Source organism: Gluconobacter japonicus (genome assembly GCF_002723975.1).
In the GTDB taxonomy this organism is placed as follows: Bacteria; Pseudomonadota; Alphaproteobacteria; order Acetobacterales; family Acetobacteraceae; genus Gluconobacter; species Gluconobacter japonicus.
Map to the genome: position 1 here is coordinate 13254 of NZ_BEWO01000016.1, position 13493 is coordinate 26746.

The 13493-nt window shown below is 57.9% G+C and carries 13 protein-coding genes, 2 tRNA genes and 1 CRISPR repeat array; of the genes, 6 read left to right on the top strand and 9 right to left on the bottom strand.

The window, feature by feature from the left end:
- Positions 1-28: 28 nt before the first annotated feature.
- Positions 29-2710 (bottom strand): DUF4175 domain-containing protein, encoded by a 2682-nt coding sequence (locus GJA01_RS10915; RefSeq protein WP_062503536.1) that lies wholly within the window; start codon positions 2708-2710, stop codon positions 29-31.
- Positions 2703-4034 (bottom strand): diaminopimelate decarboxylase, encoded by a 1332-nt coding sequence (gene lysA, locus GJA01_RS10920; protein WP_062503538.1) that lies wholly within the window; start codon positions 4032-4034, stop codon positions 2703-2705. Before lysA ends, GJA01_RS10915 begins: the two co-directional genes overlap by 8 nt.
- Positions 4035-4102: 68 nt before the next feature.
- Here lysA and GJA01_RS10925 point away from each other — a divergent pair, with 68 nt between their 5' ends.
- From GJA01_RS10925 to GJA01_RS10935, 3 genes are all read left to right on the top strand, one after another.
- Positions 4103-4495, top strand: a complete 393-nt coding sequence (locus GJA01_RS10925) for a cytidine deaminase (protein WP_026017513.1) — start codon at positions 4103-4105, stop codon at positions 4493-4495.
- Complete coding sequence (locus GJA01_RS10930) at positions 4492-5205, top strand: trypsin-like serine peptidase (RefSeq protein WP_062503540.1); 714 nt, start codon at positions 4492-4494, stop codon at positions 5203-5205. The genes GJA01_RS10925 and GJA01_RS10930 overlap by 4 nt, the downstream gene beginning before the upstream one ends.
- A gap of 117 nt (positions 5206-5322) precedes the next feature.
- The gene (locus GJA01_RS10935; RefSeq protein ID WP_010502898.1) at positions 5323-5757 is read left to right on the top strand and encodes a response regulator; all 435 of its coding nucleotides are present in this window, start codon (positions 5323-5325) and stop codon (positions 5755-5757) included.
- An 18-nt stretch (positions 5758-5775) separates the two neighbouring features.
- Here the strand turns inward: GJA01_RS10935 and GJA01_RS10940 are convergent.
- The 3 genes from GJA01_RS10940 to GJA01_RS10950 all read right to left on the bottom strand — a co-directional run bounded on the left by GJA01_RS10940 (position 5776) and on the right by GJA01_RS10950 (position 6404).
- Positions 5776-5852: transfer RNA gene (locus tag GJA01_RS10940), tRNA-Arg, on the bottom strand.
- Between the two features lie 38 nt (positions 5853-5890).
- Positions 5891-5967 (bottom strand) — tRNA-Arg (locus tag GJA01_RS10945).
- Positions 5968-6029: 62 nt separating this feature from the next.
- Entirely contained in the window at positions 6030-6404 is a 375-nt protein-coding gene (locus GJA01_RS10950) for a hypothetical protein (protein ID WP_062503542.1), read from the bottom strand.
- A gap of 75 nt (positions 6405-6479) precedes the next feature.
- Between GJA01_RS10950 and guaA the strand changes: the two genes are divergently transcribed.
- Positions 6480-8102 (top strand): glutamine-hydrolyzing GMP synthase, encoded by a 1623-nt coding sequence (guaA, locus tag GJA01_RS10955; RefSeq protein ID WP_172794463.1) that lies wholly within the window; start codon positions 6480-6482, stop codon positions 8100-8102.
- 59 nt (positions 8103-8161) lie between these two features.
- Here the strand turns inward: guaA and GJA01_RS10960 are convergent, their stop codons facing one another.
- Entirely contained in the window at positions 8162-8611 is a 450-nt protein-coding gene (locus GJA01_RS10960) for a CHRD domain-containing protein (protein ID WP_010502359.1), read from the bottom strand.
- A 41-nt stretch (positions 8612-8652) separates the two neighbouring features.
- Positions 8653-9225: an HNH endonuclease gene (locus GJA01_RS10965; protein WP_010502360.1), complete on the bottom strand. Its 573-nt coding sequence runs from the start codon at positions 9223-9225 to the stop codon at positions 8653-8655.
- Between the two features lie 143 nt (positions 9226-9368).
- On the opposite strand from GJA01_RS10965, the gene gluQRS reads away from it, so the two are divergent.
- Entirely contained in the window at positions 9369-10202 is an 834-nt protein-coding gene (gene gluQRS, locus GJA01_RS10970; protein WP_062503544.1) for a tRNA glutamyl-Q(34) synthetase GluQRS, read from the top strand.
- A 136-nt stretch (positions 10203-10338) separates the two neighbouring features.
- Positions 10339-10794: a CRISPR direct-repeat array (repeat unit 29 nt; unit sequence CGGTTCATCCCCGCTTACGCGGGGAACAC).
- Positions 10795-10899: 105 nt separating this feature from the next.
- Here gluQRS and GJA01_RS15270 read toward each other — a convergent pair.
- Positions 10900-11037: a hypothetical protein gene (locus tag GJA01_RS15270; RefSeq protein ID WP_010502363.1), complete on the bottom strand. Its 138-nt coding sequence runs from the start codon at positions 11035-11037 to the stop codon at positions 10900-10902.
- Positions 11034-12479: an argininosuccinate lyase gene (gene argH, locus GJA01_RS10975; protein ID WP_062503546.1), complete on the bottom strand. Its 1446-nt coding sequence runs from the start codon at positions 12477-12479 to the stop codon at positions 11034-11036. Before argH ends, GJA01_RS15270 begins: the two co-directional genes overlap by 4 nt.
- Before the next feature lie 425 nt (positions 12480-12904).
- On the opposite strand from argH, the gene GJA01_RS10985 reads away from it, so the two are divergent.
- Positions 12905-13474, top strand: a complete 570-nt coding sequence (locus GJA01_RS10985) for a TlpA disulfide reductase family protein (RefSeq protein WP_010502367.1) — start codon at positions 12905-12907, stop codon at positions 13472-13474.
- Positions 13475-13493: the final 19 nt, after the last annotated feature.

The following is a 13493-nucleotide window of genomic DNA, read 5'->3' on the forward strand; positions in this document are numbered from 1 at the left end:
GAATGACCTGAGCGCCTTTTTTGTGGCTTTAAAACGACTTCAGTAGTCGTTCCAGATAATCCAGCTCACTTTGAGGCCGGGTACGGTCCGACGCCCGGCGGCGAAGTTCGCGTTCAATGTCTCTGGCCCGATCCCGCGCATTCCGATCCGGGATGTGCGCGTCGGAATCCTTGCCGTTCTGACCTTCGCCCAGTTTCCGGCCCAGCGGGTCCTGATCCTTGCGGTCTTCATCCCCATCATCGTCATCACCGGCGTCGGGCTGGTCTCCGCCATCGCCCTGCTGCCCGGCTGCACCATGTTGTTGCTGGCCGGAACCGCCGCTTCCCATGGACGGAATGAAGCTCAGACTTCCGCCTTTGCCCTGACCCGAGCCGCCAGATTTCTGGTTCTGCCGCATCTGTTTTCCGGCTTCGGACAGATCGGCCAGCACTTTTTGCTCCGCCGTCGCAGCTTCATCATCATGACGGTCTGCCAGAGCTTTTCGGGCGTCCTGCATGTCCGCCTTGGCCTTGTCGAACGCCGTTGCAGGTTTACCGGTAAGATCCTTGACGCGACGGCCAAGAATATTGTCGATGCGTTCCAGAGCGCGTTGGAAGGCATGGTCCGTACGGCGCTCGGGAGACTGGGACGCAACAGTGGCTGGGTCGGTCGGAGCAGCGGGTTTGGCTGGGGTGGCCTGTTCCATATCGGGCGGAGGCTGCATCCCCAACTGACGCATAAGGTCGGCCGTAGACATCTGGCTGATATCCTCATGACCGTCCTGCTGATCGGGGGGGAGAGCGGCCTTGCGAGCAGCGGACAGGCGGGCCTGTGCGTGATCCAGAAGCATCGTTTCCCGATGGACCAGATCATGCAGGGCGGCGCGCTGGGCGCGGGCTTCTTCCTGCGCCTTCATCTGGGCGGCAAGGGCTTTCAGATCTTCCGGCGTGGCCTGACGCATATGTTCGGCCATATCTTCCATCTGCTGGAGCTTGCGGAGGGCTTCGTCACCATGCCCCTGGGAGGCATCGTTCTGAAGGCGCTGCATCTGGTCGGACCATGGGTCAGCCGAACTGGTACCGGACTGAGGCATCATGATGCCGCTTTGCGCCGCCTTCTGGAACAGGAGTTGCATTCGGCGATTCAAGGCGTCCTTGAGATCTTTCGTCCGGCGCTGAAGTTCTTCCTGTTCGGCAAGGGAATGTCCCTTTTCGCCCAGTTCCCGCATGTGATCGAGCTGTTGCTGGACGCTCTGTTGGGCCGCGCGCACGGCTGCAGCGGCGTCTGCAATCTCGGGACCATCCCGCCGCAGGTCATCCAGATACAGAGCGAGTGCCCAGAGTTGCCCCGGAACCTGTTCGGCTGAACCTTCCGGCGCATCGTGCTGGAGGGATGCGATATCGAGACCCAGCGGGGCCAGAACCGGGTGAACGGTTGTGGTTTGGGTCAGGAGTTTCAGTTCGTCTGCGGCCTGCTGAGGGCGTTCCTGCCCAAGCATCAGGCGACGACGCAGAGACACGATGGCGCGCGCCAGCGGGTCCGTGAACTTGCGTGCGCCCAGATGGAAACGAATGGGATCGCTCAGGCTCTCACGGCCCGAAACGCTCGTGGCATGTAGCCGTCCTTCAACGTCCATTCCTGCAAACGGGTCGGACGACAGGTCTGGTCGTGCCTCACCTTTGGCATCCTTGGGATGACCATCCAGAGGAATGGGAACGCGAAGCATCCGGCCCTTCGAAATTCCCGGCAGTCTGATTTCAGCGTCCAGAGACGCGACGCCATAAGACTGCTTCACATGCCACGGAAGGCTGGTCCGCCAGTCATCCTTCTGTGGCGCTGGCTTTCCGTCCCATGACACCACGGGCGGAAGGTCAGGCTCGACAGTCACACGCCAGAACCCAAGCGTCCGGCCTCGGGAGGAGAGTGTGATGGTGCCTGTCTGCTGAAGCGTTGCCTTCTCGCTCCAGCTTTTCTCATCGAGCCGGTCATGGCTGAGAGATGTGGCTCCACGGAGAACAGGGCGTCCATTGGCGCCTGTAATCGTCGCGTTCAGGATGGCGCCTTGCGGCACCGTTACCGGTTTTGCCTGCTGCGTCTGGGAGAGGAAAACGGGAGCCCCGGGCGCATAGGATGGACGATCGATCCATGCCTGAACCGATGGCAGGGGAACGCTGTCATCATCCACGCCGGGCACAAAGCCTGAATGCAGGCGGGAAAGGGAGTGAGGCCCGCTCAGCGCTACAGCCGCGGCAAGCGCAACCGTGACAGAGGCAAGACCCAGCTTCTCACCGGTCGTTGTCTCCGGTTTCGGAAACCCGACCTTCAAAGGACCAAGAGATGCGACAACGCGGTGAACATGCTGTGCCCAAATGGCGGCCTGCTCCCCATTGCCTGCATAAGCCGGACGGTCGGCAAGCGTTAGAAGCGGCTGATACGCCAGATGGGAGTCACGCTCAATCCGGCGATCAACCTGCGCTTCCGTAGGCTGTGGGATGGATCGCAGCCCCTTGACGCCGAGCCAGAGTGCCGTTCCCAGAACGAGCAGTTCAAAGAGGGTATGAAGCCAGTCCGGCAAAGACTGGGGAATACGGGCCAGACTGGCCAGACCATAAAATGCCGCAAGAAGCAGCGACCAGCGCAGGGCTGGCCAGGCACGTTCCCACCACAGAACGCGCCTGGCGCGACGGCGAAGGGAAACGAGGCGGGCTGTTGCGGCAATCGGATCAGCCATGGGCGGGCAGGAGCCAGTCCGGAACGGTTTCTGCAGCGATCAGGTCTTCGACGGTCTGGCGCTGGCGGATAATTTCCCAGCGACCATTATCGACCAGAACCTGAGCGGCAAATGGCCGGGAATTATAGGTCGAACTCATGACGGATCCGTAGGCTCCCGTATCCAGAAGGGCAACAAGATCTCCGCGCTTGAGAGACGCAGGCAGGATGCGATCCTTCGCGAAGATATCACTGCTTTCGCAGACAGGCCCCACCACATCCCACGGCTTGAGTGCGTCACTGAACGCGGCCGGGGCGACGGGAAGGATTCCATGCCAGGAATCATAAAGCGCCGGACGGGCCAGATCGTTCATGGCGGCATCAATCACGACGAAATCCGGATTGCCTGCTTTGGTTTCTATCACGCGGGACAGAAGAATCCCTGTCGGCGCGGAAAGCCAGCGGCCCGGCTCGATGCTGAGCGCGACATCAAGATCACCTAGGGTTTCAGCAATGACGCCAGCCAGCATTTCCGGGGGAGGGGCGACTTCATCCTTGTAGCGGATACCCAAACCACCACCGCAGTCGATGGTTTCGACCGTGTGACCGGCAGCGCGAATTTCACGAACCATATCCGCAAGGCGGCTATAGCCTTGGCGGAAAGGTTCAGCCGTTAGCATCTGGCTGCCAAGATGTACCGCCAGACCGATAAGCTGCACATGATCGAGCGTGGCGGCTTCGGCATAGAGTTCGACGGCGCGACGATGTTCGATGCCGAATTTGTCGCCAGCGCGGCCGGTGCTGATCTTGTCATGCGTCTGTGCATCGACGTCCGGGTTCACGCGCAGGGCCGCACGGGCCACCTTGCCGCAGGCACGGGCGATCTCGTTCAGGCGATGGAGTTCTTCCACGCTCTCCACATTGATCTGACGAATTTCGCGTTCCACGGCTGCACGAAGTTCCAGATCTGATTTACCAACACCGGAAAAGACAATTCCATCGGGGGCGATGCCGGCGTGTAGTGCACGGGTCATTTCGCCGCCACTGACGATGTCCACGCCGTAGCCGCAGTCCCGCAGAATGGTCAGGGTTGCCTGATGATCCTGCGATTTCATGGCAAAGTGGAAGTGAACCGGCAGGTTGCGTGCTTCGAACGCGGCTTTGAGAGCATTGGCACGACGGCGCAGCGTACCAGCCCCCGTGATCCAGCAGGGCGTACCAGCAACAGCAGCGATGACATGCAGGGGCACGCCTTCAAAAAGAAGACCGTCGCGCGCATTGACCTCCAGAGGAGGGCGGCTTGTCAGAAGGTCATTGAAGGAGGGGGCGGAAGAGGGAGCGTTCATGATGGTTCTACCGTATCGTGGACGCTTGGATGTTCCAAGCCGTTCACACAGGCGCTAATGTCGGAATTATGATGGAAGAACTGATCTCCCGGGCCCTTGATGCCCGTTCCCGTGCTTACGCGCCATATTCCCGCTTTCAGGTGGGGGCGGCTCTGCGATGTGATGGTGTCGTCTATTCGGGCTGTAATGTAGAGAATGCAGCTTATCCGTTGGGAACCTGCGCAGAAGGCGGGGCCATTTCCGCAATGGTTCTTGGCGGCGGTACACGTATTGAGGAAATTGTGATTGTTGGTGGTGGCGACCAGCCGTGTACACCGTGTGGAGGGTGCCGACAGAAACTTCGTGAGTTCGGTCAGCCAGATCTGAAGGTGCATATGATTTCTACAAAAGGTGAGATTCTCTTGACCCGGACACTTGCCGAGTTGCTGCCTGACGCGTTCGGGCCGGACAATCTGGGATGAAACTCCGCTCCTGCCTGCTGGTCGGTGTTCTGGAACTTTTCGGGCTGTGTTGGGCGGCTGGCGCTTTTGCGCAAGTGTCGCCAACGCTTCCGGGGCTGGGAGACGGCGCGCGGCGGAAGTTGATAGACGTCAATCAGGCACCATGGCGGATTCTGGCGCGTGTGCAGACAGAGTTGGGCGGCCGCTGTACAGGGTTTGCCGTTGCTCCGACTGTTGTGATGACAGCGGCCCATTGCCTTTGGCTGCCTGCAACGCATCATTATATTCAGCCCCAGGACATTCATGTTCTCATGGGATACGCCCGTGGCGGGTACCGACAGCACGCACAGGTCAAGCGTTTCGTCATTCCGGCGGGTTATGATCCAGCGAATGAGGCGGCGACAGGCAGCAATGACCGGGCCACGCTGCTTATGGATCATCCGGTCGCTGTTGCCTCCGATCTCCTTCCGGCTGTGGCGGTCAAAGATGGCATGAGTGCCATGCTGGTCGGGTATCCACAGGACAGAAGTGAAGTACCGTTCGGGGATGTGGAATGTAATATCAACGGCGTCACAGTGAGCGGCCTTGTGCATCACGATTGTGAGGCAACCAAAGGTGTGAGTGGCGCGCCCCTGTTGGTCCGCATATCCGACGGCTCGTGGGGAATAGGCGGTCTGGCCGTGGGGGCAGATGTCGGTCCCGGGGGGCTTGCTGCCCCTCTTGTTCGGTAGAGCCGAAAGAAGAATTTTCATAATTCTGCAAACATCCTCCAGATCGGACGTTTGAAAGCCTGGGAAACACCTTTTTGGTTTTTCCAACCAATATTTGGTCCAGGAGGGCGCTTCTTTATGTATGTCATGTCAGGGAAAGGAACGGCGTCAGTCGGGCAGTCTCACGGCATGCATGCTGGAGGCAATTATCTGACTGAGCGGAAAAATGTTCTTGTTGTCGAGGATCAGGCTCTGCTGAGATTTCTCGCCGCAGATATGCTTGAGGATGCAGGCTACAACCCGATTCTTGCTGCCACTGGCGATGAAGCGATGGATATTCTGCTGAAGGGCGAAACCGTCGATCTGGTTTTTTCTGACGTGAATATGCCCGGACGGATCAATGGCCTTGATCTGGCAGAGACTGTCGTGCAGCGCTGGCCAAATATTGGAGTTGTTCTGACATCAGGTGCGTTTCTGAAAGGGCAGAGGATCCTTCCGGAAAAAACGGCCTTTCTCCCCAAGCCGTACGAATGGGAAGACGTCTATCGCGTTCTGGAAGAATTGACGCACTGATTTTCAGGAAAAGCTGTGTGGTGCACCCGAAAGGACTTGAACCTCTAACCCCCAGATTCGTAGTCTGGTGCTCTATCCAGTTGAGCTACGGGTGCTTACACAATGTAGTCTCTCGGTAAAACCGAAAGTAAGATGGTGCACCCGAAAGGACTTGAACCTCTAACCCCCAGATTCGTAGTCTGGTGCTCTATCCAGTTGAGCTACGGGTGCGTCTTGAGGCGGGGTTTTACAGGCGGTTTCTGAACCTGACAACCCCCCTCTGAAAATAATTTCTACTTTCTTGTCATGGTGATGTGAGCGCGGCATGCGGCGGAGCCGAATGTCCCACCAATGGCTTGACCTACCGGATATCCGTTGAAAACGAGCGGGCTTGGATGGCCGCTGGTGTCCTTGCTCATAAGTTCTGCATGATAATGGTGCGTGCCGGGCTGATAGACGCCGGTCAGGACCTGTGATCCGTCAGCAGGCGTGAAAACAATGGTCTTGCCGCGGATTTCGAACGTTGATGTCCGTTCGGTCGGGCAGGTGCCCTGATCGGTCACGAGAGCACCAACCCAACGTCCTGTGGGGTCTTTCCCCGGATCAGGAGCAGCGCAGGCGGCGAGAAATGCCAGTGTTGAGAAAGAAAAAAGAGCAATCGGGCGCATGTTGTGCCTGTCCTGTGATGCAGAATGGATGACGCAGACGACACAACACCTTATAGGAGAGCATCAAAAGGCACCATGAACACGGAACGCGAGGCCATCACATTGACCCAGCAGGACGCCAGCACCGTCGCGAAACTCGACGAAACGCTCCACGAAGACCGCATCCTCATTCTGGATTTCGGCAGCCAGGTAACGCAGCTTATCGCCCGCCGCGTGCGCGAGAGCGGTGTTTACTGCGAAATCTGGCCTTTCACGGCGACAGATGAAAAAATCCGCGAGTTCAATCCGCGCGGTATCATCCTGTCGGGCAGCCCTGCCAGCGTCCACGATGAGAACGCTCCTGCGATTCCGGAAATCGTGTTCTCCCTGAACCGTCCGGTTCTCGGGATCTGCTACGGTCAGCAGGCCATGTGCCAGAAGCTGGGCGGAAAGGTCGAAACGCACGAGCACCGTGAATTCGGTCGCGCTTATATCGACATCGCAGAAGACTGCGCCCTGTTCCGGGGCGTATGGGCGCGCGGCAAGCGCGAACAGGTCTGGATGAGCCATGGCGATCGCGTCACGCAGCTTCCGCCGGGCTTCCGTGCTGTTGCCTATTCGGAAGGTGCCCCCTTCGCGATTATCGCTGATGAAGGTCGTCGCCTGTATGGCGTGCAGTTCCATCCGGAAGTCGTGCATACGCCGCATGGTGCCGCGCTAATCCGTAACTTCACGCACAATGTTGCGGGTTGCAGCGGAACATGGACGATGGCTGGCTTCCGTGAGCTGGAAATCGCCCGTATCCGCAAGCAGGTCGGGAATGGTCGCGTCATCTGCGGTCTGTCTGGCGGTGTAGACAGTTCCGTGGCTGCAAAGCTGATTCATGATGCCATCGGCGACCAGCTTACCTGTATTTTCGTCGATCCGGGTATCCTGCGCGCCGGCGAAGCCGATGAAGTCGTCAAGACGTTCCGTGGTCGTTTTAACATTCGTCTGGTTCATCGCGACGCCTCAGACCTGTTCCTTGGGGAACTGGCTGGCGTCAAGGACCCGGAAGTCAAGCGCAAGACGATTGGTCGTCTGTTCATCGAAGTCTTCGAAGAAGAAGCTGCAAAGCTTGGTGGCGCGCAGTTCCTTGCACAGGGCACGCTCTATCCGGACGTGATTGAAAGCGTCAGCTTTACGGGTGGGCCGTCCGTCACCATCAAATCCCATCACAACGTCGGTGGTCTTCCCGAGCGCATGAACATGCAGCTTGTCGAGCCGCTGCGGGAACTGTTCAAGGATGAAGTCCGCGAACTGGGCCGCGAACTCGGTATTCCTGAAAATATCGTTGGCCGTCATCCATTCCCGGGACCGGGATTGGCGATTCGTATTCCGGGTGACATTGACCGTGAGAAGCTGGATCTCCTGCGGAAAGTCGATGCAATCTATCTGGAAGAAATCCGCAATGCTGGCCTGTATGACGCCATTTGGCAGGCCTTTGCGGTCCTGCTTCCGGTGCGTACCGTCGGCGTTATGGGCGATGGCCGGACCTACGATCAGGCTTGTGCTTTGCGCGCCGTGACCAGCACGGACGGCATGACGGCCGAAGTCTATCCGTTCGACTTCGCGTTCCTGAACCGTGTCGCTGGCCGTATCGTCAACGAAGTCCGTGGTATCAACCGAGTGACTTACGACATCACGTCCAAGCCGCCGGGAACGATCGAGTGGGAATAAGGGCTAAGCCCTGACCAAGAAAAGGCCTGCCCTGGAAAGGACAGGCCTTTTTTTATGGCTTAGTGATTGCCGTGATGTTTGTGGCCGGTCAGCTCTGTTGTGAGCTGGGCGCGGGCTTCACCATCCGGGAATTTTTCGGTGTGCAGGTTGATGTAGCTCTTGCCTGCCAGAACGTCTTTCACCTGATCGGCCGTCAGGTTCAGCGTGCCAGTCATGCGCGTCTGGTAGGGACCATTGATTGGTGCGAGGACGCCTGCATCTTCGCCTTCTGCGGCCGGTCCATGCAGATGGATTGCGGTGACGGGGCCTGTCAGGCCATTGTCTTCAAAGCGATAGGTGAGGGTGTTCTTGGTCGTGTCCAGCATGGCGGATGCTGATCCCTTGATCGGGGACGTTGCACCGTGTTCGCCCTTGAACGGACCGAAAAGATGGATCGTTTCAGCCGAAGCCGGAAGAGCCGTGACAGACAGGCCAAGGGCCAGAGCAGCAGTCAGAAAACTTTTACGCATGGAATGTGATCCTTGCTGAGTTGGAGACACTGAACGCGGACTTACGTCTCCAGTTCAGTGTTCCAGTACAGATAATCACGCCAGCTTTCATGGAGATAGTGGGGCGGGAAGGTCCTCCCGTTTTCCTGAAGGAGGCGGCTGCTTGGCTGATCCGGTTTCCGGTGAGGGTACATGCCGATTTCGCTGGGAAGCCGGGAACCCTTGAGGAGATTGCAGGGGCTGCAGGCTGTCACCACGTTCTGCCAGGTTGTCTTGCCCCCCTTGGCGCGGGGAATGACGTGATCGAATGTCAGTTCATGCGTTGGCAATCGGTCATGGCAGTACTGACACGAAAAATTGTCCCGCAGGAACACATTAAAGCGCGTGAAAGCAGGTTTGCGGGCTGAGGGAATATAGTCCTTCAAGGCAATGACGCTGGGGAGGCGCATTGTCATGCTTGGGGAATGAACGACGCCGTCTTCATATTCAGACAGAACGGAAACCCGATCGAGAAAGACAGCCTTCACGGCTTCCTGCCATGACCATAGCGAGAGCGGAAAATACGACAGCGGACGGAAATCCGCATTCAGAACAAGAGCCGGAAAATGCTGACTACTGACAGGCACCACGCGCATCCCTTTTTGAGAGGACGGCACATGCGGGAACTTCGGCGTAGAAAACAGTAAGACAAACGCCGATAAACATGCGTCGTCGGCTTCTTTGAAACGACTATTTCAGTAAACTCCCCAGACTGCAAGAAAACCCTGATGACAGCTTGATGACGCTTCCGCCTGTAACCCGCTTTGCTCCAAGCCCGACCGGATACCTGCATCTCGGGCACGTCGTGTCCGCGCTCCATGCGCGGCAAACGGCCGGGCCGTCGGGACGCTTTCTGGTACGCATTGAGGACATTGATACGACACGCTGCACACCTGATCTGACAGAGAGTCTTCGGCAGGATCTTCAGTGGCTTGGTTTGTGGCCAACTGAACCGGTCCGTCAGCAGTCGCAGCACATCGATGCCTATAAGGCTGTTCTGAATCATCTCCGGCAGCGCAAGTTACTTTATCCCTGCTTTTGCACCCGATCCGAAATCGCCGCTGCGACCTCCGGTCGGCAGGCTCCCGACGGAAGCACTGTTTATCCGGGAACGTGCAGGACAGGCGCGTCAGAAAATGGACGGAGTCCGGTTTGGCGGCTCGACATGGAGCGGGCCCTGAATGAAATCCACGGTGTGCCGTCCTGGTATGAAGTCGGGCAGGGACGGATTGCGGGGCGCGCTGAAGAATTTGGCGATATCGTTCTGGGGCGCAGAGACACAGGTGTGTCTTACCATCTGTGCGTGACCCATGATGACGCCCTACAAGGCGTAACCTGCGTCACAAGAGGACAGGACCTTTACGCTGCCACATCCGTTCATCGTGTGATTCAGGCTCTGATGAAATGGCCTGAACCTGCTTACAGGCATCATGCCCTCATTCTGGATGATGAGGGAAAAAAGCTCTCCAAACGTGACGGCGCAGAGGGGGTGCGTGTCCTCCGCTCGCTGGGTTGGTCTGCAGAGAATGTGCTGCAGCACCCACTGGTGGTTAAAGCGCTGGGGGATAGCTGATCGTAGCCGCTCGCCGGGAGCGGCCATACCCCTGTTATGTCTGAGATTGAAAAAGCGGCGTAGCGTTTCAAAGTTGAGAATATCCCCGCGCATGCGGGGAACATTCGGCCGTCTGCTATGTCCTAGGGATCACCAGCGGTTCATCCCCGCACATGCGGGGAACACCATAGTGCCGATCTGGCCTGCTCGTTAGGTATCGGTTCATCCCCGCTTACGCGGGGAACACCCACCGCCCGCTGTATTCTCAGACAGATGGTACGGTTCATCCCCGCTTACGCGGGGAACACAATGCGGTTTACTCCGACGATACGCCCCCAAACGGTTCATCCCCGCTTACGCGGGGAACACGAGTAATGTTTCGCCGCTCTGTAATGGCAGAACGGTTCATCCCCGCTTACGCGGGGAACACATGACCTCAATCGAGAAAATGCTTTCGTTCGTCGGTTCATCCCCGCTTACGCGGGGAACACGATGCGCCAACGGACGCGAAGAAGAAAGCTGCCGGTTCATCCCCGCTTACGCGGGGAACACATCAATCCGAGATGAAGGACGCATCCTTATTTCGGTTCATCCCCGCTTACGCGGGGAACACTCTTCCTGACAACATATTGATACAGAAAGAGAATTTCCATTCCTGAAAATCTACCGATTTTTACAGGCTGTTTTTCACGCGTTCACAGATCCCTGCAAACGTCAATTATTCAGGCGGATAACTGCGCGGATAGGTGATGTCTGAAGCCGGACCGGGGGCGTGAGGAGCCCCTTTCTTTCCGCACGCGCTCAGGCCGGTGCCAAGTGCTACGAGGGTCAGGCCAACAAGCAGAAAACGTCTCATGCAGCGTCTCCAAGTTTTTCCAGCCAGACCTGAGCCTGCTGACGCACGTTGGATGGAGCGGTTCCGCCCAGACTGGTGCGGGACGCCAAGGAAGATTCAACCGTTAGAACATCGAAAATGCCGGCGTTGATGCCCGGTTCCACGGCCTGCATGTCTTCAAGAGACAGGTCCGCCAGATCACAACCACGCTGTTCCGCCAGACCTACAAGACGCCCCGTGACGTGATGGGCCGTCCGGAATGGAACGCGCAGTTCCCGAACCAGCCAATCCGCCAGATCGGTTGCAGTCGAGAAGCCCATACCGGCAACTTCGCGCATCCGCGTTTCATTCGGCTTCAGATCGCGGATCATCCCGTCCATGGCAGCGAGGGACAGCGTCATGGCCTCCGTCGCATCAAAGACAGGTTCCTTGTCTTCCTGCGTATCCTTGGCATAGGCCAGCGGAAGCCCCTTCATGACCGTCAGCAGGCCGGTGAAGTTGCCCATGATGCGGCCGATCTTCGCACGGACCAACTCAGCAGCATCCGGGTTGCGCTTCTGCGGCATGATGGATGAGCCGGTTGTGAATGCATCGGATAGCGTGACGAAGCCGAACGGAGCTGACGCCCACATGACGATTTCTTCCGCCAGACGGGAGAGATGCATGGCCTGCAAGGAGAGCGCGGACAGGAACTCCAGTGCGAAGTCCCGGTCAGACACAGCGTCAAGGGAGTTTGCTGTTGGGCGGTCAAAATCCAGCGCCGCTGCCGTCATGGCGCGGTCGATCGGGAAGGACGTTCCAGCCAGAGCAGCAGACCCCAGCGGGCACTCATTCAGGCGTGCCCGCGCATCGCGCAGACGGCCCCGGTCACGGGACAGCATTTCAACGTAAGCCAGAAGATGATGACCAAACGTCACAGGCTGAGCGACCTGAAGATGCGTGAAGCCGGGCATCGGCGTGGCGTGGTACTCAAGGGCGCGTTTTGCCAGAGCCCGCATGAGGGACGCGGTTTGCTCCTGAAGCCCGTCAATCGCATCACGGACCCACAGGCGGAAGTCTGTCGCCACCTGATCGTTGCGTGAGCGTGCTGTGTGCAGGCGCTTGCCAGCTTCACCAATCCGCTCGGACAGGCGGGCCTCGATGTTCATGTGAATGTCTTCGAGGGCCGGGGAGAATTCGAAACGTCCGTCGCCGATTTCCTGCGCGATATCACCCAGACCCTGCCGGATTTCTGCCAGTTCGGTTTCCGTCAGCAGGCCAACCTTCTGGAGCATGGCGGCATGGGCGAGAGAGCCGCGGATATCCTGGCGCCAGAGAACTTTGTCAAAGCCAATGGAGGCGTTGATTTCGCTCATGATGGCGGCCGGTCCGGAGGCAAAACGACCACCCCATTGCGGGTTGGCAGCCGTGCCTTCAAAGCTCGAGGCAGCATCGGTTTCTTTTTCGACAGGAACGTTTTTCATGATGACCGTAACAGGGTGAAACAGAAGCAGGTCGACCGGCGAACCCTTCTTTCAGGAGGCCCAAGCCTAGCTGCCGTGGCCAGCCTGCGCAATTCCGCACATGCTGAAGATCGTCCAAAACCGATTGTTCCTAGTGTCATGTCTTAGCATAGCAGCGGACGCGATGGCTGTTTTTGCCAAAACCCCAATCTGACCCATATCGATCCATGGATCGTAGATCGGCACGACTTCCGAGCGTGGCTGGGCGTGAGTGAACTCAGTTTCCCCAGCACATTCTGATTGATTCTCAGGGCTGTCTGCCAGCGTTTATTGAAGAGGAAATGGATTGGGGAGCCCCGGACGCGATCACGCAGTTCAGAAAAATGATTGCGGCTCTGAAAAAGTGATGGTGTTGTGGGAATGGGAACAGAAAAGAGAGTGTTTTAATGACAATCCCGATTGGACGGCGTGGATTTATCGCGGGTGTTGGCTGTGTCAGCATTGCTGCGGCCCTGTCAGGGGCAGCGTGGGCGGAACAGCAGGAAAATCTTCGGTCTGTGAAGAGCCTGAAGGCTGGCAAGGCGCAGCTTGATCCAGTCACTCTGCAGTTATCCGGTCCGTCTGGCGCAAATACAAGCCTCGAAGCTCAGCGCGGTAAGCCATTTCTTTTGCATGTGTGGGCAACCTGGTGTGGCCCTTGCAAGCAGGAGCTTCCAAAGCTGGACGCTTTCATGGCGTCCCTTGGAACGGACTGTCCGATCATCCCTGTCGCTGTTGCCAGCGCGACACCTGAAAAGGTTGCAGCCTTTCTGGATGCGGCGGGTCTGAAGCATATTCCTGCGTGGACTGTGGACAAAGCAGCCTACAAAGCATGGCTCAAGACATCCGATGTTGCCATTCCTGTGACGTATCTGATCGATGGATCAGGCCGTCTTCGGGCCTCGGCCGAGGGCGGGGTCAATTGGTCTGCACCGAATGCTGCCCAGCAGCTTCACGATATTTTTGCCGAACTCTGAAATTTTATTCCACTGACGA